The 19,316-nt window shown below is 73.1% G+C and carries 13 protein-coding genes and 1 pseudogene; 9 read left to right on the forward strand and 5 right to left on the reverse strand.

Annotated elements, in window-relative coordinates; translation table 11 throughout:
- The first annotated feature begins 362 nt into the window (after positions 1-362).
- Positions 363-1,721: a hypothetical protein gene (locus DY245_RS28550; protein ID WP_128510105.1), complete on the forward strand. Its 1,359-nt coding sequence runs from the start codon at positions 363-365 to the stop codon at positions 1,719-1,721.
- Positions 1,722-1,753: 32 nt separating this feature from the next.
- Here the strand turns inward: DY245_RS28550 and DY245_RS28555 are convergent.
- Positions 1,754-2,278, reverse strand: a pseudogene (locus DY245_RS28555) (cell wall hydrolase); the annotation flags it as partial.
- Between the two features lie 103 nt (positions 2,279-2,381).
- Between DY245_RS28555 and DY245_RS28560 the strand changes: the two are divergent.
- Together DY245_RS28560 and DY245_RS28565 are read left to right on the forward strand one after the other, a co-directional pair.
- Positions 2,382-3,611, forward strand: a complete 1,230-nt coding sequence (locus DY245_RS28560; RefSeq protein ID WP_128510106.1) for a S1 family peptidase — start codon at positions 2,382-2,384, stop codon at positions 3,609-3,611.
- Between the two features lie 138 nt (positions 3,612-3,749).
- Positions 3,750-4,226 (forward strand): acyl-CoA thioesterase, encoded by a 477-nt coding sequence (locus DY245_RS28565; protein ID WP_244943315.1) that lies wholly within the window; start codon positions 3,750-3,752, stop codon positions 4,224-4,226.
- A gap of 313 nt (positions 4,227-4,539) precedes the next feature.
- On the opposite strand, the gene DY245_RS28575 is transcribed toward DY245_RS28565, so the two are convergent.
- The 4 genes from DY245_RS28575 to DY245_RS28585 form a co-directional block, all read right to left on the reverse strand.
- Complete coding sequence (locus tag DY245_RS28575; RefSeq protein ID WP_342354218.1) at positions 4,540-6,183, reverse strand: FAD-dependent monooxygenase; 1,644 nt, start codon at positions 6,181-6,183, stop codon at positions 4,540-4,542.
- Entirely contained in the window at positions 6,134-6,718 is a 585-nt protein-coding gene (locus DY245_RS28580; protein WP_181923903.1) for a PadR family transcriptional regulator, read from the reverse strand. The genes DY245_RS28575 and DY245_RS28580 overlap by 50 nt, the downstream gene beginning before the upstream one ends.
- Before the next feature lie 46 nt (positions 6,719-6,764).
- Entirely contained in the window at positions 6,765-6,935 is a 171-nt protein-coding gene (locus DY245_RS44725) for a hypothetical protein (RefSeq protein WP_181923904.1), read from the reverse strand.
- Between the two features lie 90 nt (positions 6,936-7,025).
- Positions 7,026-7,808, reverse strand: coding sequence for a DeoR/GlpR family DNA-binding transcription regulator (locus tag DY245_RS28585; protein WP_128510109.1), 783 nt, complete (start codon positions 7,806-7,808; stop codon positions 7,026-7,028).
- A gap of 309 nt (positions 7,809-8,117) precedes the next feature.
- Between DY245_RS28585 and DY245_RS28590 the strand changes: the two genes are divergently transcribed.
- The 6 genes from DY245_RS28590 to DY245_RS28615 form a co-directional block, all read left to right on the forward strand.
- Positions 8,118-9,434: an MFS transporter gene (locus DY245_RS28590; RefSeq protein WP_128510110.1), complete on the forward strand. Its 1,317-nt coding sequence runs from the start codon at positions 8,118-8,120 to the stop codon at positions 9,432-9,434.
- A gap of 13 nt (positions 9,435-9,447) precedes the next feature.
- Complete coding sequence (locus DY245_RS28595) at positions 9,448-11,037, forward strand: FGGY-family carbohydrate kinase (RefSeq protein WP_128510111.1); 1,590 nt, start codon at positions 9,448-9,450, stop codon at positions 11,035-11,037.
- Positions 11,030-12,538: an FGGY-family carbohydrate kinase gene (locus tag DY245_RS28600; RefSeq protein ID WP_220377956.1), complete on the forward strand. Its 1,509-nt coding sequence runs from the start codon at positions 11,030-11,032 to the stop codon at positions 12,536-12,538. The genes DY245_RS28595 and DY245_RS28600 overlap by 8 nt, the downstream gene beginning before the upstream one ends.
- Positions 12,535-13,161 (forward strand): histidine phosphatase family protein, encoded by a 627-nt coding sequence (locus DY245_RS28605; protein ID WP_128510112.1) that lies wholly within the window; start codon positions 12,535-12,537, stop codon positions 13,159-13,161. Before DY245_RS28600 ends, DY245_RS28605 begins: the two co-directional genes overlap by 4 nt.
- Positions 13,162-13,207: 46 nt before the next feature.
- Positions 13,208-14,251: a 2-hydroxyacid dehydrogenase gene (locus tag DY245_RS28610; protein WP_128510113.1), complete on the forward strand. Its 1,044-nt coding sequence runs from the start codon at positions 13,208-13,210 to the stop codon at positions 14,249-14,251.
- Between the two features lie 293 nt (positions 14,252-14,544).
- Positions 14,545-19,316, forward strand: a 4,772-nt coding sequence (locus DY245_RS28615) for a type I polyketide synthase (RefSeq protein ID WP_128510114.1), incomplete at its 3' end; no start/stop codon positions are given.

The raw sequence follows: 19,316 nt of genomic DNA on the forward strand, positions 1-19,316 counted from the left end.
GCATGGCCGGACGCGGCGGCCAGCGCGCCGCCGGCCGGCGGCCGGCCCTTCCCGGCATCGGGGCGCGCGGGCGCCAGGTTGATCACCAGCATGCATCCGACGGCGGTGGCGGCGACGGCGACGGCCAGATTGGTGGCCATCGAGGTGGCCCTGCACATCGTCTCCTCGTTTCGTCGGGGGAGGGACGAGCCGGAACATCCCCGGCACTCTGCGCGTCAAAAACGACGCGCTGAGCGATCACCTGGATGGGCATTTCCGGCGCGACAGACCCCCGGGAGAGAGGGAGAATCCCCCCGTGCCGGACCGGATCGGTCACTGCACCGGTGATGTCTGGAAAGTGCGGTTCGGGTAGCGTCGAACCCATGAACACCGCAACCCGTCGTGCGCTGATCGGACCAGTTCTCCTCCTGGTGGCCGTGCTGCTGGCGGTGGTCACCGCGGTGGCACCCGGTGCCCATGCCGTCGGCGGGCTCGACGAGGCCGCCACAGCCCTGAAAAAGGGCCCGGTCTATGTCGATCCCCGCGCCTCGGCCCAGTTCTCCGCCGCGCAGGCGGACGCCCTGGCCAAGAAGATCAAGGACGCGAACAAGCCGATCTTTGTCGCCGTACTGCCGCGCGCCGCGGAGTACCAGCCCGGCACCCTGCTGCGGGACCTGCGCACCAAGGTCGGCATCAGCGGCGTCTACGCCGTCGAACTCGGCAACGGCTTCAACGCCGGCGCCGATCCGCGGGTGATGTCGCGCAGCTCGGTGCAGAACCTCGTCGGATCGGTCAAACGCTCCGACTACCCGACGGTCGCCGAGCGCCTGAACAGCTTCGTCGACACCGCCGCCCGGTCCGCCAACGGGCACGCCCCCTCCTCCTGGGGCGACACCGGCGGCAGCGGGGTCGACATCGGCACGGCGATCGGCCTCGGTGTGCTGGTGGTCGTCGGTGGCGGCGGCGCGTACGCCATCGCCCGCCGCAACCGCAGAAGGCGGGCCGAGGAGGAGCGGGCCGCACTGGAGGACCTGCGGGTCGTCGTCGACGAGGACATCACCGCCTTCGGCGAGGAGCTGGACCGGCTCGACTTCAACCCCGGTGAGCCGGGCGCCGACGACGCGATGCGCGCGGACTACAGCCATGCGCTGGACTCGTACGAGAAGGCCAAGTCGGCGATGGCGGCGGCCGTGCACCCCGGCGATGTGCGGGCGGTGACCGAGGCCCTTGAGGACGGCCGGTTCGCGCTGGCCACGCTCGCCGCGCGACGCGAGGGCGAGCCGTTGCCCGAGCGCCGGCTGCCCTGCTTCTTCGACCCGCGGCACGGCCCGTCCGCCGTCGATGTCCAGTGGGCACCGGCCGGCGGCGCGGAGCGCACCGTACCGGTCTGCGCCGCGGACAAGAGCCGTCTGGACGACGGCCGGGAGCCGATGGCCCGTACGGTCAGGACCGCGAGCGGCGACCGCCCCTACTGGGAGGCGGGTCCGGCATACGGCCCCTGGGCCGGCGGCTACTTCGGCGGCGGCCTGCTCCCCGGCCTCCTGGTCGGCACGCTGCTCGGCAACATGATGATGTCGTCCAACGCCTACGGCGCCGACTACGGCGGCTCCGCCGGTGCCGACGGCGGCGACTTCTCCGGATCCGACTTCAGCTCTGACGACTTCGGCGGCGGATTCGGAGACGGTGGCGGGTTCGGTGACGGCGGTGGCTTCGGCGGCGGTGGCGACGGCGGAGGCTTCTGAGCGTCCACGGCGTCCACGGCGTCCACCACGCCCACCGCCCGCTTCGCGCCGAGGAAGCGGGCATAGCGCGGCCGCGCCGCGAAGTCCGCATAGCGCCACACGACGGGCCGGCCGACCTCCCGGCACAGATGCAGGACCTGGTCGGGCCCCACATGGACGCCCACATGGGCGCCGTACCCCGGTGGCCGTCCTTCGACCGGTCCGCCGTCGAACAGCACCAGGTCCAGCGGTCGCGGACACTCCGCCCGCCGGGTCGCGCGCTCGTCCGCCCAGAGCTCCGCCGAGCGCAACGGGGGGATCCGCAGGCCGAAGTGGCCGAGCACGGCATAGGCGTAGCGCTGGCCGTTCGCGCCCCCGGCCAGCCCGGCGAAGGGCTCTGAAGCGGCGGGTCCGGAGGCATCGGCCGCTCCGCCCGCCGTGTATGACGGGCATTCAGGTGTCCCCGCTCCCGGATGGCGGGCGCCCGAGTAGGTCACATTGCGCAGCGCCCAGGGCAGTCGCGGGAACGCTACCGGGCCGTAGGCGCCGGGGACTTGGGGGCCGGGGTCGCGGGTCATCCGGCCATGATGCAAGGGATCTCCCTCATGCCGCCCGTCGCGGTGTCGAGCACGCTCGACGAATCGGATCCGACGTGCACTCGACACCGCGAGGAGATCCCCGATGGAACGCCGCTTTCGCAAGGCAGCTCTCTGGGGCGCGACCGTCGCCGCCGTCATGGCGGCCGGCGGCCCGCTCAGCCCGGCGCGCGCCGTGCCGCAGCCCGGCCCGATGCCCCACCCCTCGCCCCGCGGCATGCTCGACGCGATGCGCCGGGACCTCGGGCTGACGGCGGAACAGGTGCGCACCCGGCTCGCGCAGGAGACCGACGCACACCGTGCCGCGGCCGCCGTGCGCCGGGCGCTGAGCACACCGCCGGCCGGGATGTGGTTCGACAAGGCGACCGGCAAGCTCGTCGTCGCGGTCACCGGCGCCGTCGACGCACAGCGCGTACGGTCCGCCGGCGCGGTGCCCAAGACGGTGCCGCACAGCCGCGCCGCGCTCACCGCACTCGTGCGGCAGATCGCCGGCCGGGCCGGCAACGGCGTGCCGGGCGTCACCGGCTGGGGCGTGGACGAGCGCGCCAACGGCGTCGTGGTACGCGTCGACCGCACCAGACACACCACCGGGACCGACGTCTTCGAGAAGGCCGTCCGCGATCTGGCGACGCGCGTCAAGATCCCCGTCACCGTCGAGCGCAGCGACCAGACGCCGCGTCAGCAGCAGGGCACGGTCGTCGGGGGTCAGCGCTGGATGCCCGGCAGCGAGGGCATCTGCTCCATCGGCTTCACGGTGACCGGACCGAAGGACTTCCAGGGCTTTCTGACGGCCGGTCACTGCACCCTCACCCCGGATCAGGCCGCGTACGGCCAGGACGGCACCCGTATGGGCACCTCCAACCCGGGCGGCAAGCACAGCGTCAACGGGCGCGAGGGCGACTTCGGGCTGGTCGGGGTCGACCAGCCGGGCTGGACCGTCAGCGCGACCGTGGCGGGCCAGGGCGGTACGCCGGTCACCGTCACCGGCGCGCAGGAGGGCCTGGCCGGGATGACGATCTGCCGCTCCGGGCAGAGCAGCGGCTGGCACTGCGGCGAGATCACCCGGGTCGACCAGACCGTGGACTACGGCACCGCGGTCATCGAGGGCCTCTCGTACACCAACGCCTGTTCCGCGGCCGGTGATTCGGGCGGCTCCTATGTCACCCAGCCCAACGCTCCGATGGCTGTCGGGATGCACTCCGGAGGTGGCGCCGCCCACTGCGACAACTTCGGCGGCGACACCATCACCATTTTTCAGCCGATCGGTGAGGCGCTGGCCAAGTGGAACCTGAGGCTGAAGATCGGCAGCCCCTGAGGGCTCCCCACCCGCCTCCAGGCCGCCGGGAAAAGGCCTTCGGCATCTGATCGTCGGCGCCTACGATGTGAAGCCAGTGGTCCATGAGGCCCGGTGTGCCCGAGGGCGGGCCGGCGCCTACGGGGAGTGGGAGAGATCGTGGCAGAAGCGGCGGCAGTGGCGGACCCGGCAGCCGGAACGGACACGGCGGAGCCGTTCGCCGTCAAGGTCACCGTACGGGGCTACGAGACGGACACCCAGGGCCATCTCAACCAGAGCGTCTATCTCCAGTACGCCGAGCATGCCCGCTGGTCACTGCTCCAGGCCGGCGGCATCCGGCAGAGCACCATGGTGGACAGGCGGGTCGGCCCGGTGACCATCGAGACGACCATCCGCTATCTGCGGGAGCTGCGGGCCGGCGACGAGGTCGAGGTGAGCTGCGCATTCGTCTGGGGCGAGGGCAAGACCTTCCGTATCGAGCAGACCGTTCGCAAGGCGGACGGGACGGTGGCCGCCGAAGTAAGCGCCGTCTGCGGGCTGCTGGACCTCACCGAGCGCAAGCTGCTGAAGGACCCGCGGGCGGCCTTCCGCGACCTGGCCGACGACCCGTCGCTGCTGGGCCTTACCGAAGACTGACGGGCACGCCCGGCAAGCGCCCTCGGGCGTCTGCCGGACGGACCGCGGAGGGGGCTCGGAGCACCGCGGTGTGCGCTGCGCTGACCGATCCGCTCATCGTCGCCCGGTTCGAGGCCAGGCGATACCGACGTGCCGGCCATGTCCGGCCGCGGTGTCATCGACAGGCCACGGCTCCTTTCGCGCCGCCGGCCTGCCCGGGAAGTCACGCCGAGGCACCGTCCCCGCCCACCTGTTCGCCTTCCAGCCGGCCCACGGGGTGATACCCCGGCTCGGTTGGGCCGGCGCCGAAGAAGAACAGACGTTTCCTGCCCCGTCACTCCTGTCGGGGCCCGAACCAGTCGTGCAGGGCTCCGCGCAACTGCTGGGCGGTGGTGGGGTGGGGTGCCGAGGGTGTTCCTGCCCAGGCGGCGTGGCCGTCCGGCCGGACGAGCACCGCGCATGCACCTGGCAGGCCGTCAGGCCGCGCCGACACCACTGTCACCCGGTCCGCCCACGGCTTGGCCGCCTCGCGCAGCGAGTCCGTCCCTGTGCTCTCGTCCACCAGCAGCGCTCCGCCACCCGTGCGGGCCAGCAGCGGCAGCAGGCTGTCTCGTTCCAGCGGGACGTCCGGCACCATCCTCCCCTCCCACGGATGGCCGGAACTGTGGTGAACCGGATAGCGGGTGCCGACGCCGGTGATCTCCTCGGCCAGGTAACCGGCCGTCTCCTCGGCCTGGGCCAGCTCGGCGAGCAGTTCGCGCACCGGTGCCAGCCGCTCATCCTCCGCGGCAACCAGCATCTGCGCCTGGGTGTTGCGCAGCAGCCTGGCACCGGCCGCATGCCGCTCGGCGTGGTAGGTGTCCAGGAGGCTCTCGGGGGCCTGTCCGCGCGCCACCAGGGCGAGCTTCCAGCCGAGGTTCATCGCGTCGTCGATGGCCGCGTTGACGCCGATGGCGCCGGCCGGGGGATGGATGTGCGCGGCGTCGCCCGCCAGCAGCACCCGGCCGTGTCGCAGCTGTTCGGCCAGCCGGGCCGCGTCCCCGAACCGGGTCAGCCAGTGGGCTTCGGCTATCTCCACATGCCGCCCCAACGCCCGGTCCAGCACGTTTTGGAAGCCGGGCAGCGTCACCGGCTCGTCCCGGTTCTCCGGCGGCTGAGGGTCATCGGTGATCAGCCGCACATGGCCGGGCCGTGGGATGGCGAACACCGTGCCGTTCGCGCCGGCCGTCACCCCGAACGGGATCGTCTGCGGGTCCGCCAGGACCACATCCCCGAGCAGGGTGAAGCGTCGTGCGGGCGTGCCGGGGAAACCGATCCGGGCCAGCTTGCGCACCGTGCTGCGGCCGCCGTCGCAGCCGGCCAGCCAGCCTGAGCGCAGCAGCATCCGCCCGTCCGGGGAGTCGACCTCGGCGCGCACCCCACTGTCGTCCTGGCGCAGTCCGGTCAGGCGGTGACCGCGCAGAATGCGCACGCCCAGTTCCACGGCGCGCTCGGCGAGGAGCTCCTCCACTCTGGTCTGTGCGATCCCCAGCACGTAGGGGTGTTCGGTGCGCATGGCGGCCAGGTTGAGCCGGGCCGCTCCGGCGAAGGCGGTGGTCGGCACGGTGGGGCCCTCGGCGAGGAAGCGATCGGCGAGGCCGCGGCGGTCCAGCAGCTCCAGGCTGCGGGCGTTGAGGTTGAAGCCACGGCAGAAGCCCGGCGGGGCGGGGTGCCGCTCGAGCAGCACGGTGCGCACCTTGCCGAGGGCCAGCTCGCAGGCCAGCATCAACCCGGCGGGCCCGGCTCCCACCACCAGGACGTCTGCGTCGCCGTCCGATGTGTCTGCCGGCGGCGCCGGTATCGGGGACCGTAAGGCGGTCGGCGGACCGCTGGATACCGGCGCGTTGGGTGAGGGCTGCTCAAGCCGTGCTGTCGCAGGCGCGGGTGTGTCAGGCATCAGGGGCCTCCGGCCATTCCAGGATGCCCTGCTCGATCTCATCGGCGGTGCGCAGTACCCACAGCAATTCCGCTTGCAACATCGCCTGGGCGTACTCCGCCTCGATCACAAACAGCCGAGGCGCCTTGTGCTCTTGCCTGGCGGCCCGATACGCCTGCTCGTCCTCTGCGATCCGGGTCTTCAAGGCCGCTGCCCGTTCGCGCAGGGCCTGCGCCGCCCGCTGCTGTCCCAGTACGCCCAGGTAGCTGACGGCGGACAGGAACTTCGGGTACTCCCGGGACGGCTCGCGGACAAGTTCGTCCAGCCACTCGATGAAGCACCGCTGCCCCTCGCGGGTGTGCCGGTAGACGGTGCGCGTCGGGCGGCCGCCCACCTGCTCGGTGTCGGTCGCCTCGATCCAGCCGTCGCGGGCCAGGGCTCGCACCGTGTCGTACAACGACCCGGTGGTCAGTTTGAAGGCCTGGTCCATCTGCCGCTCCCGAAGTGCGGTCGCCATGGCGTGGGGGTGCATGGGCTGCTCCAGCAGCAAGCCCAATACCGCGAGGGCCAAGGGGTTGGCGGGTCGTTTTGTGGTCATCTCACTCCACAGTCAGGCTTGGGATCGAAAGGTTACTCGGATCCTACTACTCGGATCCGAGTATCGTCAGGGAATGGTTCCCGTTGCCGTTGCCGCCCTGGCAGCGCTCGATGAGAACAGCGAACTCGGCGGTGACGCCGACGGCCGGGCGGCCTCCTGGGGCATGCTCGTCCAGATGGCCCGCCTCCAGGGCGCCGGCATCTTCTGCGACGAACACCCGCATCGTGGGCAAGGCCATCACCGGCGAGAGCGCCTTCCTCCGACCCCGAGGGCGCAGGCCGCCGAAGGATCGCGTGCCGGGCCGGAGCTATCCCCGGCCCGGCACCACCATCACCTCGGTGCCGGCCGTGCGCACCGCCCGTACCTGTTCGGCCGGCAGTCCGTCGTCGACGATCAGCAGATCGAAGTCGGTCAGCGGGGCGAGCGCGTACAGGCCGCCCTTGGTGAACTTGGTGTGGTCGGCGACCAGTACACGGCGCCCGGCGCTCTCCATCATGGCCCGCTTGACCTGCACGGTCTCCGGTGAGGTGTGGTAGCAGCGGCCGTTGGTGACGGCCGTGGTGGACATGAAGAGCACATCGGCGCGGAAGGCGCGTACGGCGTCCGCGGTGTGCGGGCCCATGAAGGCGTCATACGCCGGGAAGTACGCGCCGCCCAGCGTGATCAGCGTGATGCCGGGCTCCTTCGCGAGCGTGGTGATGGCCGGCAGGGAGTTGGTGATCACGGTCAGCGGGGTGTGCTCGGCGGCCTGGTGCGCCAGCAGCAGACAGGTCGTGCTGTCGTCGAGCAGCACCGTCTGCCCGGGGACCAGCAGCGTCGCGGCGGCCCGTGCCAGCTGCTGCTTGGTCTGCGCCATGGTGGCCATGCGCTCTGCGACGCTGCCGTGGAACTGCGCCGAGGGCAGCCCCGTCGCGCCGCCGCGCACCTTGCGCAGCCAGCCCTGCGCCTGAAGGGCGTCCAGATCGCGATGCGCGGTCATCAGGCTGATGCCGAATTCCTCGGCGAGGTCCGCGGTGCGGACGAAGCCTCGGGCGATGACGGTGTCGCGCACGCGGCGCCGCCGCTCCTCCTGGGCCTCCAGCCGGTCCATCGCTGTGCTCCCTCCGTCTCCGCCGCGTCTCCGCCGCGTCTCCGCCGCGTGAATTCGCCGCGTTATGTTCGCACGGATTTCACATGGCGCGCGCGGCGGGTGCGGCGTCCACGTGCGGTTCCGGTACGACGCAACATGGCTGGTCGCGGCCTCGATGCGAAGATTCCGGCGGCCATTGACGGCCCTTTCTGCCCGGCGGTTCCATCGCTGCGTTCACCCCTCCTGCCCCNCATTGACGGCCCTTTCTGCCCGGCGGTTCCATCGCTGCGTTCACCCCTCCTGCCCCGCCGCCGCAGAAAGGGAGATTCGATGAAGAACTCTCCTCCGCGTTCGCTGATCACACGCCTGGGCGTGCCGCCGACCCTCGCCTGGGGATATCTCGGGCTCCTTCTCTTCATGATCGGAGACGGGGTCGAGTCCGGTTATCTCTCGCCCTACCTCATCGACCGGGACATCTCGGAGTCCCGGGTCGCGCTGCTGTTCACCGTCTACGGGATAGCGGCCGGCATCGCCGCCTGGCTGTCCGGAGTGCTGTCCGACCTGTGGGGCCCGCGCCGCGTCATGTGGACCGGCCTGGGCATCTGGGCCGTCTTCCAGCTGTTCTTCCTCACCGCCGCCATCCCGCTGTCCAGCTATCCGCTGATGATGCTCAGCTACGGGCTGCGGGGTCTGGGCTATCCGCTGTTCGCCTATGGCTTCCTCGTCTGGATCGCCGGTGTGGCACCGCGCGCCCGGCTCGGTACGGCCATGGGGTGGTTCTGGTTCGCCTTCACCGGCGGGCTGCCCACGCTCGGCTCGCTGGTCGCCAGCGGACTGATCCCGCAGATCGGTGCGTACGCCACGCTGTGGGCCGCGCTGGTGCTGGTGGCCGCCGGCGGGCTGATCGCCCTGCTGCTGGTACGCGACGACCGTGGCGGCAAGCGGCCGCGCGGTGCGGGGGAGGGGGCCGCGGCGACGCTGGCCGGCAGTGTCACGGTCCTGTGGCGCAACCCCAGAGTCGGGGTCGGCTCGGTCGTCCGGGTCATCAACACGGCCTCGCAGTTCGGCTTCTTCGTGATCATGCCGATCCACTTCACCAGGACGGTCGGCTTCAGCCTCACCGAGTGGCTGCATCTGCTCAGCGCGATGTTCGCGACCAATATCTTCGCCAACCTGCTGTTCGGCGTGGTGGGCGACCGCTTCGGCTGGCGCCGCACCATCGCCTGGTTCGGTGGCGCCGGCTGCACCCTCAGCACTCTGCTGCTCTTCTACGTCCCGGATGCCGCGGGCGCAAACTTCCCGCTGGCCCTCCTGGTCGCGGCGTTCTACGGGGCTACGCTGGCAGGTTATGTACCGCTATCGGCACTGGTGCCCACTCTGGAGCCGAAGCATCAGGGGCAGGCCCTGGCCGCCCTCAACCTGGGCGCGGGAGCCAGCACCTTCGTCGGCCCCGCCGTCGTCGCGGTGTTCGTCGGACCGCTCGGTGTCGAAGGGATTGTCTGGATCTTCGCGGGGATGTACGCGGTGAGCTGTGTGCTCGCGCACTTCCTGAAGTTGCCGGACGAGTCGGGTACGGCGGGCGCGGCCGCGGAGAGCGCCGCCGACGCGCCGGGCACCGCGCCCTCGGCCGCCTCGGCACCGGCGTGAAAGGACCTCACTGATGTCCGTACTGACCATCGACGTCGGCACCACGGTGATCAAGTCCGTCGTCTTCGACGACCAGGGCACCGAGATCGCCGTCGCCCGCCGGGCCACCGAGGTCCTGCGCCCGCACCCCGGCTGGGCGGAACAGGACATGGACGCCGTCTGGAACGCCGTCGTCCGCACCGTCCGCACGGTCCTGGACGGGCTGACCGACCCGGTCCGGCTGGTGTCCTTCACCGCCCAGGGCGACGGCGCCTGGCTCGTCGACGACCGCGGCCGCCCCACCGGACCCGCCATCCTGTGGTCCGACGGCCGCGCCGGGGAGCTGCTCACCAGCTGGCAGCGCGACGGCGTCCTCGAAGCCGCCTTCCGCCGCAATGGCTCGCTGACCTGCACCGGTATGCCCAACGCCCTGTTCAGCTGGCTGGCCGCGCACGACCCGGACCGGCTGGCCCGCTCCAGCACCTCGCTCACCGCCGCCGGCTGGCTCTTCCTGCGCTTCACCGGCATCCGCGCGAGCGATGAATCCGACGCCTCGGCCCCGTTCCTGGACCACGCCACCGGCGACTACGACCCGTACATCCTCGACCTGTTCGGCCTCGGCGGATACGAGCGACTGCTGCCCACCGTGCTCGGGGAGTCGCAGCGGATCGCCGAAATCACCACCGGGGCCGCGGGCGAACTGGGCCTGCCGGCCGGCCTCCCGGTCGTCATGGCCCCGTACGACATCGCCTCCACCGCCCGCGGCGTCGGCGTCGTCAACCCCGGCCAGGCCTGCAGCATCCTCGGGACCACCCTGTGTACCGAGATCGTCCGTACGGAGATCGATACCAGCGGTGAACCGTCCGGCATCAACATCGCCTACCGCGGCCGCGAGCGGGTGCTGCGCGCCTTCCCCACCCTCAACGGCGCCGAGGTGCTCGGCTGGGCGGCGCGCCTGCTCCACCTGCCCGGGCCGCCGGAGCTGGCACAGCTGGCCTTCGAGTCGGAGCCCGGCGCCCGGGGGCTGATGTTCCTGCCGTACCTCTCCCCGGCGGGCGAGCGCGCGCCGTTCCTCGACCCGGGCGCCCGTGGCTCCTTCTGGGGCCTCTCCCTGGAGCACACCCCCGCTGATCTGGCGCGCGCCGTCTTCGACGGGCTCTCCCTGGTCCTGCGCGATTCGCTGGCCGCCGCCCGTACGGACGTCAGTGAGCTGCGGCTGTGCGGCGGCGGCGCCAACAGCGACGCCTGGTGTGCGCTGATCGCCGATGCGACGGGTGTGCCCACCGCCCGCTCCGGCGACACCGAACTCGGCGCCAAGGGCGCCTTCCTCACCGGGCTGGTCCGCACCGGCGCCGAGACCAGCATGCACAGCGCCGCCGCCAAGTACGTCCGGATGCAGCGGAGTTGGGAGCCCGAGCCGGAGCGTGCGGAGTTCTATGCCGGGCTGTACGAGGACTTCCTCGGCTGGCGGACGCTCGCCCGTGAGGCGGGCTGGCGGGGCGGCGCCGTCTGGCGGGGGAGCGCCGGCCGTCCCGCCGAGGCCACCGGCCGCCCGACCGAGGCCACCGGCCACTCCGCCGACACCGGCACCACCGGCATCGCCCCTGGAGGCACCCGTGTCTGACCCGCGCCGCCCCGGCGCCACCCCCACCCTCGACGGCATCTGGCTCGGCCTGGACCTCGGCACCCAGAGCGCACGCTGTGTCGCCGTCGACGGCACCGGGCAGGTCCTCGCCACCGCCGCCCGCCCGCTGACCAGCCGGCGCGCGGGCAAGAAGCATGAGCAGGACCCCGAGCAGTGGTGGAGCGCGCTCGCCGCCGCCTGCCGGGAAGCCCTGGGCGGCCTCGATGCCCGGCGGATCCGCGGGCTGGCGATCGACGGCACCTCCGGGACGATCCTGCTCGCCGATGCCCACGGCACCCCGCTCACCCCGGGGCTGATGTACGACGACGGACGCGCCGCAGAGCAGGCCGCGGCCGTCAACGCCGCCGGGGGAGCGGTGTGGGAAGAGCTGGGCTACCGCAGCATGCAGCCGTCCTGGGCGCTGCCCAAGCTCCGCCGGCTGCTGGAGAACGGCGCCGGACACCGCGCCGGGACCCGGCTGCTGCACCAAGTCGACCTGATCACCTGGCGGTTGGCGGGCCATCAGGTCGCCAGTGACGCCAGCCACGCCCTCAAGACCGGCTACCACCTCGTCGAGGCGAGCTGGCCGCACAAGGTCATGGCCGAACTCGGCGTCCCCGAGGGCATCCTGCCCGACGTCGTACGCCCCGGCAGTGTGCTCGGCACCGTATGCGCGGCCGCCGCCGACGCCACCGGCATCCCCGAGGGGACCGCCATCGTCGCCGGAATGACCGACGGCTGCGCGGCCCAGATCGGCGCCGGAGCGCTGGCGCCGGGCGCCTGGAACTCGGTGCTCGGCACCACCCTCGTCCTCAAGGGCAGCAGCCCGCACCTGGTCCGCGACCCGGCGGGCGTCGTCTACTGCCACCGCGGACCGGGCGACAACTGGCTGCCGGGCGGCGCCTCCAGCAGCGGCGCCGGCGTCATCTCCCAGCACTTCCACGGCGAGAATCTGGACGCGCTCACCGAACAGGCCGCGGCCCTGGACCCGGACGCGGTCGCCTACCCCCTGGTCTCCACCGGCGGCGAACGCTTCCCCTTCCGCGCCCCTGAGGCCGAACCCTTCGTACTGGGTCAAGTGCCCACCCGCGCCGCCGAGTTCCACGCCTATCTGCTCGGCGTGGCCTGTCTCGAACGGCTCTGCTTCGACTACCTCGACCACCTCGGCGCGCCCGTCGACGGGCCGCTCACCCTCACCGGCGGCGGCGCCCGCAACGCCTACTGGTGCCGGCTGCGCGCCGATGTCCTCGGCCGTCCCGTACGGCTGCCGCAACAGGCCGAGGGCGCCCTCGGCATGGCCGTTCTCGCCGCCACCTCCTCCGGCACGAGCCTTGAGGAGGCGGCCGCCGCCATGGTCCGCATCGACCGCGAGATCCCGCCGACACCGGCCCGCACCACCCGCTACACCCCCGTCTACCTCCGCTTCATCGACGAACTCACCCGCCGCGGCTGGCTCGGCCAGGCCGTGGCCGACCACGCCCGCAGGAGGGCAGCGCAGTGACCGACTTCATCCTCGTACGCCATGCCGAGACCGTCTGGCATGCGGAGAACCGCTACGCCGGCCGCACCGATGTGCCCCTCACCGACCACGGCCGCGAACAGGCCGCCACCCTCGCCACCTGGGCCACCACCGCCGGTCTCACCGCCGTCTGGAGCTCCCCGCTCTCCCGCGCCCGGCTCACCGCCGCCCCCGCCGCCGACGCCTGCGGTCTGACCCCGCGCATCGACGAGCGGCTCTACGAGCTCGACTTCGGCCAGGGCGAGGGCCTGACCAGGGACGAGATGCGCCGGCGCTTCCCGGAGCAGCTGGCCGCCTTCCTCGCCGACCCGGTCGCGCACCATCTGCCCGGCGGCGAAGACCCGCGCCATGCCGCCGAGCGCGCCGCCGACTGCCTCGCCGACATCGCCCGCGAACAGCCGCACGGCCGGGTCCTGCTCGTCGCCCACTCCACCCTCGTCCGGGTCCTGCTCTGCCATCTGCTGGGCATCCCACTCGGCGACTACCGCCGGGTCCTCCCCCAGATGCACAACGGCGCCCTCACCGAGATCCGTATCGAGCACGGGCAGACCGCACTGCTCAGCTTCAACGCCCCGGCCCTCACCCAGGCGCCTGCCCTCCACTGACCCTCCGGCCACCCGCCCGCACCGCCCTTCAGGAGAAGAAGCCCCCATGAGCACCACCGTCCTCGCCGCCGGCAACCACTTCATCCGCCCCAGCCTGTTCACCGAGGCCGTGCGCGCGGCCGCCGGGGACGCTCCGCTGGACGTACGCGAGATCCGGTTCGACTGGCCGCACACCCCCTTCGGACCGGTGGCCGAGGTCATCGAGGCCTCCGGCAGCGAGGACCAGATGATCGAGGCCCTCCGGGGCGTCGAGATCTGTGTCACCGAGCACGGCCCGCTCACCGAGCGGATCCTCGCCAACTGTCCCGATCTGAAGCTGTTCTGCACCAGCCGCGGCGGCCCCGTCAACGCCAATGTCGAAGCCGCCACCCGGCACGGCGTCGCGGTCTGCTACGCGCCCGGCCGTAACGCCACCGCCACCGCGGAGCACACCCTCACCCTGATGCTGGCCGCCGCCCGCGGCGTCGGCGACACCCACACCGACCTGCGCCGGGGCGTCTGGCGCGGCGACTACTACGACTACGACAACTGCGGCATCGAGATCGACGGCGCCACCGTCGGCCTGATCGGCTTCGGCGCGATCGGCAGCCGGGTCGCCAAGGTCCTTGCCGCCATGGGCGCCCACGTCCTGGTCCACGACCCGTATGTACGTCCCGAGGCGCTGGCCGGCATCGCCGAACAGGTCTCCCTCGACGAGCTGCTGACCCGCTCCCGGATCGTCTCCCTGCACGCCCGGGTCACCGAGGAGACCAGGGGCATGATCGGCGGGAAGCAGATCGCCGCGATGCCCCGCGGCGCGATCCTGGTCAACTGTGCCCGCGGCGCGCTGCTCGACTACGACGCGGTCTGCGATGCGCTGGACTCCGGACAGCTCGCCGGCGCCGGCTTCGACGTCTTCCCCGAAGAGCCGCTGCCCGCCGGCTCCCGGCTGCTGACCGCCCCCGGCGTCGTGCTCACCCCGCACATCGCGGGCGGCAGCCAGCAGGTCGCGCACAAGGCCGCGCGGATCGTCGCCGCGGAGGTCGGCCGCCATCTGCGCGGCGAGCCGCTGGTGCACTGCGCCAACCCCGAGGTTTTCCGGGCGAGTTGACGGTGAGGGTGGTCAGTTAGGACGGCGGCCGGATGAACCGTCGGAGACCGCCGGTGGGGGGAGATGGCCGGCGCGGGGGAGAGAAGCGCAGGTCAGGGGAGGGGGAGGGGCGAACGGGCGGGCGCGGCGGCCCTCTTCGTGACCTTGGCGCAATCACCTACCCCCTTCCGCACCTGCGTTGACAGTGCAGGGGGGTGGCTCCACGATGCAACGCGGCATCAGCGGGCTACCGCTGGTTACCGCAGGTGGCAGTGGTAAGCGTGTCCGCCCCCCAGTCATCAGAAGGAGCGCCCGTGGCCCCTCGGCCCCCTCTCTCCGGCACCCCCCACCCCAGATCTCCGCACCCTGGTTCTCCGCCCGCCGGCGCACCTTCCGGCCGCGACCTCGTCGTGGTGCTCTCGCCGTTCGAGGAGCCGGGTGAGCGGATCGTCGCGGCGGCCGAACACGCGGGCGCGCTCGGACTGTTGGACCTCGGCCGGGACGCCGGCCCGGCGCGCGAGGCGCTTGCCCGGCTCGCCCGCCTCGGACGGCCCCGCCACGGAGTGCGCATACCGGTGGGCTGCCCGCTCACGCCCGCCGATCTGCCCGACGAGGTCGACACGGTGCTGCTCGCCGACCCTGCCCGGAGCGCGGCCCCAGGACCGGCGGACTGGGCCGACGGCGGGCGGCGCCGGGTATGGGCCGAGATCACCACCCCCGAGGAGGCCGCGGCGGCGTGTGCCGCCGGAGCCTTGGCGCTGGTCGCCCGCGGCCATGAGTCGGGCGGACGGGTGGGTGAACTCACCACCTTCGTCCTGCTGCAGCGCGTACTGGCCGACCCGTCCGTGACCGTCCCCGTCCTCGCCGCCGGGGGCATCGGCCCGCACACCGCCGCCGCGGCCGTCGCCGGCGGAGCGGCCGGGGTGCTGCTCGACTCGCAGCTCGCGCTCACCACCGAGGGCGAGGCCCAGCTGCCCCGGGCGGTCGCCGCGGCGATCCGACGCATGGACGGCAGCGAGACCACCGTCGTCGCGGGCAACCGGGTCCTCACCCGCCCGGACCTGCGTACCCGTCAGCTCCCCGTAGGACAGGACGGTGCGTTCGCCGCCCGGCTCGCCGCGCGGTACCGCACCACCGGCGGCATCGTGCAGGCCGTACGGGCCGCCCTCACCGGTCACCTCGAAGCGGCGGCGCGCACCCGCCCGCTCGCACCCCGCCCGGGCGCCCGCCATCTCCCCGTGGCCCAGGGGCCGATGACCCGGGTCAGTGACGAGGCCGGGTTCGCCGCCGCGGTGGCCGCCGAGGGCGGACTGCCCTTTCTGGCCCTCGCCGTGATGACGGGCGAGCAGGTGCGCGGGCTGCTGGCCGAGACCGCCGAGCGGCTGGGCGGGCGGCCGTGGGGCGTCGGTCTGCTCGGCTTCGCGCCGCCCGAGCTGCGGCGCGAACAGCTCGCCGCAGTGGCGGAGTTCGCCCCCGAGTACGCGATCATCGCCGGCGGCCGGCCCGCCCAGGCCGCGGCTCTCGAAGCGGCCGGGACCCGCACCTATCTGCATGTCCCCTCGCCCGGCCTGCTGGAGCGGTTCCTCGCCGAAGGCGCCCGCAGGTTCGTCTTCGAAGGGCAGGAGTGCGGTGGGCATATCGGCCCCCGGGCCAGCTTCCCGCTGTGGGAGGAGCAGATCGAGCGGCTGATCGCCCATGACCGCGAGCACCGCGGTACGGCCGAGGAGCTGGACGTGCTCTTCGCGGGCGGCATCCATGACGCCCGCTCCGCCGCCATGGCCGCGGCCGCCGCGGCCCCGCTCGCCGAACGCGGCGCCGCGCTCGGCGTCCTGATGGGCACCGCCTACCTCTTCACACAGGAGGCCGTCGCCACCGGCGCCGTCCTCCCCGGCTTCCAGCACACGGCGCTGGCATGCGACCGGACCGTACTGCTGCGGACCGCGCCGGGGCATGCCACCCGGTGCGCCGAGACCGCCTACGCCGAGGAGTTCGCAGCGGCCGAACGGCGCCTCGCCGCGCGCGGCGAGGACCCGCGTGCCCGGTGGGAGGAGCTGGAGCGGCGCAACCTCGGACGGCTGCGCCTCGCGAGCAAGGGCCTGCGGCATACGGACGACGGGCGGCCGGCGCCGGTGGGGGAGCGCGAACAGCGCCGCGAAGGCCTGTACATGCTGGGCCAGGCCGCCACCGCCCGCAGCGCCACCACCACCATCGCCGCGCTGCACACCGCCGTGACCGACGAGGCGACCGCGCTGCTCGCAGCACGGGCACAGCAGTTCACGCCACCGGCCCGGCACCAGGAAGAGGATCAGGGCGCGGCGCCGGTGGACATCGCCATCGTCGGCATGGCCTGCTGCTACCCGGGCGCGCCCGACACCGCCCGCTACTGGTCCCAGATCGTCGCCGGCGTCGACTCCGTCACCGAGGTGCCCGCCGAACGCTGGGACGCCGCCACGTACCACGACCCCGACCCCGCGAGAGCGGGCGAGCGCACCCCGTCGCGCTGGGGCGGATTCCTGCCCGCCATCCCCTTCGACGCCCTCGCCCACGGCATCCCCCCGGCCTCCCTCACCGGTATCGAACCCGTGCAGCTGCTCGCCCTCGAAATGGCCGCCAGAGCGCTGGCGGACGCCGGATACGCCGACCGCGACTTCGACCGCGCCCGCACCAGCGTCGTCTTCGGCGCCGAGGCGGGCACCGAACTGGCCGGCGCCTACGGCCTGCGCGCCCTGCACCCGGCCTACCTGGGCGACCTCCCGCCGGCCCTCGACGCCGAACTGCCCCGCCTGACCGAGGACTCCTTCCCCGGCGTGCTCGCCAATGTCATCGCCGGACGGATCGCCGGCCGCCTCGACCTGGGCGGCGCCAACTGCACCGTGGACGCCGCCTGCGCCTCCTCGCTCGCCGCCCTCGACCTGGCCTGCCGCCAACTGCGCGACCATGACGCCGATATGGCGCTGTGCGGCGGCGCCGACGTACACAACGGCATCAACGACTACCTGATGTTCGCGTCCGTACGCGCCCTGTCGCCCACCGGCCGCTGCCGCCCCTTCGACGCGGCGGCCGACGGCATCGCGCTCGGCGAGGGTGTCGGCTGCCTGGTCCTCAAGCGCGTCGAGGACGCCGAGCGGGACGGCGACCGGATCTACGCGGTCGTCAAGGCGGTCGGCAGCTCCAGCGACGGCCGGTCCCTCGGCCTGACCGCACCGCGACCCGAAGGGCAGCGGCGCGCACTGGAGCGCGCCTACCGGCGCGCCGGGATCAGCCCCGCGCAAGTGGGGCTCCTCGAAGCCCATGGCACCGGAACGGTCGTCGGCGACAGCACCGAACTCGCCGTCCTCACCGAGCTGTTCGAGGCCGCCGGAGCCGAACCGGGCAGCTGCACGCTGGGCTCGGTCAAGTCGCAGATCGGGCACACCAAATGCGCGGCCGGCCTGGCCGGGCTCATCAAGGCCGCGCGCGCCGTGCACACGGGGGTGCGGCCGCCGACCCTGCATCTGACGGCGCCGGCGGCGGACCGGGCACCGGACGGGCCGTTCCGCTTCGAGACCGGGACCGCCCGGCCCTGGCCCCTCCCTGTCCAGCGGCGTATCGCCGGGGTGAGCGCCTTCGGCTTCGGCGGCACCAACTACCATGCGGTGCTGGCCGGTTACGGGGGCGCCCCTGAGCCCGCCCACGCCCTGACGGACTGGCCCGCCGAGCTCTTCTGCTTCCGGGGGGAAGACCGCCCCGCGGCCGTACGGGCCATGGAGCGCCTCGCCGCGCGCCTCACCGAGAACGACACGGCCGGGCGGCCGTGGCCGCTGCGCGACCTGGCCGCCGAGACCGCGTCGGCCGAGGGGCCGGTCCAGGTCTGTGTCGTGGCCGAGGACCTCGACGATCTCGCCGCCAAGCTGGACGCGGCCCGGCGGTTCACCGCCGCCGAGGGCGTATACGTACGCGGCGAGGACGCCGCCCCTGGTCCGGTCGCTTTCCTCTTCCCCGGCCAGGGCAGTCAACGGACCGGAATGCTGGGCGAGTTGTTCCTCGCCTTCCCCGCGCTGCGCGGCCTCCTGGACGACGCCGACCCGGACTGTGTTGCGGCCATGTTCCCGCCCACCGCCTTCACCGCCGAGCGGCGGGCCGCCCAGCAGGCCGCCCTCACCGACACCCGCGTCGCCCAGCCGGCGCTCGGCCTCGCCTCGGCCGCCGCGCACCGGCTGCTCACCGAGCTCGGCGTACGCCCCGACTGCGCGGCGGGGCACTCCTACGGCGAGCTGACCGCTCTGTGGGCGGCGGGCGTCTACGACATCGAGGCGCTGCTCAGGCTCAGTGCCCGCCGCGCCGAGGCGATCCTCGCGGCCGCCGGGGACGACCCCGGGGCGATGGCCGCCGTGGTGGCCGCACCGGCCCGCGTACGGGACCTGATCCGCGACACCGGGGTCGTCGTCGCCAATCACAACGCGCCTGAGCAGAGCGTGATCTCGGGGCCCACGGACGCCGTGGAATCGGCCGTGGCGGCGCTGTGCGCGGCCGGCGTCGAGGCGCGACGGCTGCCGGTCGCCTGCGCCTTCCACAGCCCTGCTCTCACCGCCGCCCGTGACACGCTCGCCGCCGAACTGTCCACGACACAGGTGTCCGCGCCCGCCTTCCCGGTCTGGTCCGGCGCCACCGCGCGCCCGTACACCCGCGAAGCGTCCGCGATCCGGGCCACGCTGGCAGGCCAGGTCGCCGAACCGGTGCGCTTCGTGGACCAGATCGAGGACATGTACGCCGCCGGGGTGCGCACCTTCGTGGAGGCCGGGCCGGGGCGGGTGCTCACCGGCCTCGTCGGACACATCCTGGGCGACCGCCCGCACACCGCCGTGGCGTTGGACGTGCCGGGCGAGCCCGGACTGGCCCGGCTGCCGCACGTACTGGCCCGACTCGCGGCGGTCGGCGTGCCGGTCGACCCGGAGCCTCTGTTCCGCGGGCGTACGGAGATACTGCCCGCCGCCGCACCGCGCCGCCCGGGCTGGCTGGTCGACGGGCACGTGGTGCGCACTGCCGACGGCGCCTGCCTGCCCGGCGGACTGCGCCCGGCGCGGCGGGTGGACGCGCGGCGGGGCGG

It is taken from the genome of Streptomyces inhibens (genome assembly GCF_003389455.1).
Taxonomy (GTDB): domain Bacteria; phylum Actinomycetota; class Actinomycetes; order Streptomycetales; family Streptomycetaceae; genus Streptomyces; species Streptomyces inhibens.

Excerpts from the sequence above, each read along its gene's own strand:
- DY245_RS28550 (WP_128510105.1), top strand. The coding sequence starts at position 363 with ATGAACACCGCAACCCGTCGTGCGCTGATCGGACCAGTTCTCCTCCTG.
- DY245_RS28560 (WP_128510106.1), top strand. The coding sequence starts at position 2,382 with ATGGAACGCCGCTTTCGCAAGGCAGCTCTCTGGGGCGCGACCGTCGCC.
- DY245_RS28575 (WP_342354218.1), bottom strand. The coding sequence starts at position 6,183 with ATGAGATCGAGCAGGGCATCCTGGAATGGCCGGAGGCCCCTGATGCCT.
- DY245_RS28580 (WP_181923903.1), bottom strand. The coding sequence starts at position 6,718 with ATGACCACAAAACGACCCGCCAACCCCTTGGCCCTCGCGGTATTGGGC.
- DY245_RS28585 (WP_128510109.1), bottom strand. The coding sequence starts at position 7,808 with ATGGACCGGCTGGAGGCCCAGGAGGAGCGGCGGCGCCGCGTGCGCGAC.
- DY245_RS28590 (WP_128510110.1), top strand. The coding sequence starts at position 8,118 with ATGAAGAACTCTCCTCCGCGTTCGCTGATCACACGCCTGGGCGTGCCG.
- DY245_RS28595 (WP_128510111.1), top strand. The coding sequence starts at position 9,448 with ATGTCCGTACTGACCATCGACGTCGGCACCACGGTGATCAAGTCCGTC.
- DY245_RS28610 (WP_128510113.1), top strand. The coding sequence starts at position 13,208 with ATGAGCACCACCGTCCTCGCCGCCGGCAACCACTTCATCCGCCCCAGC.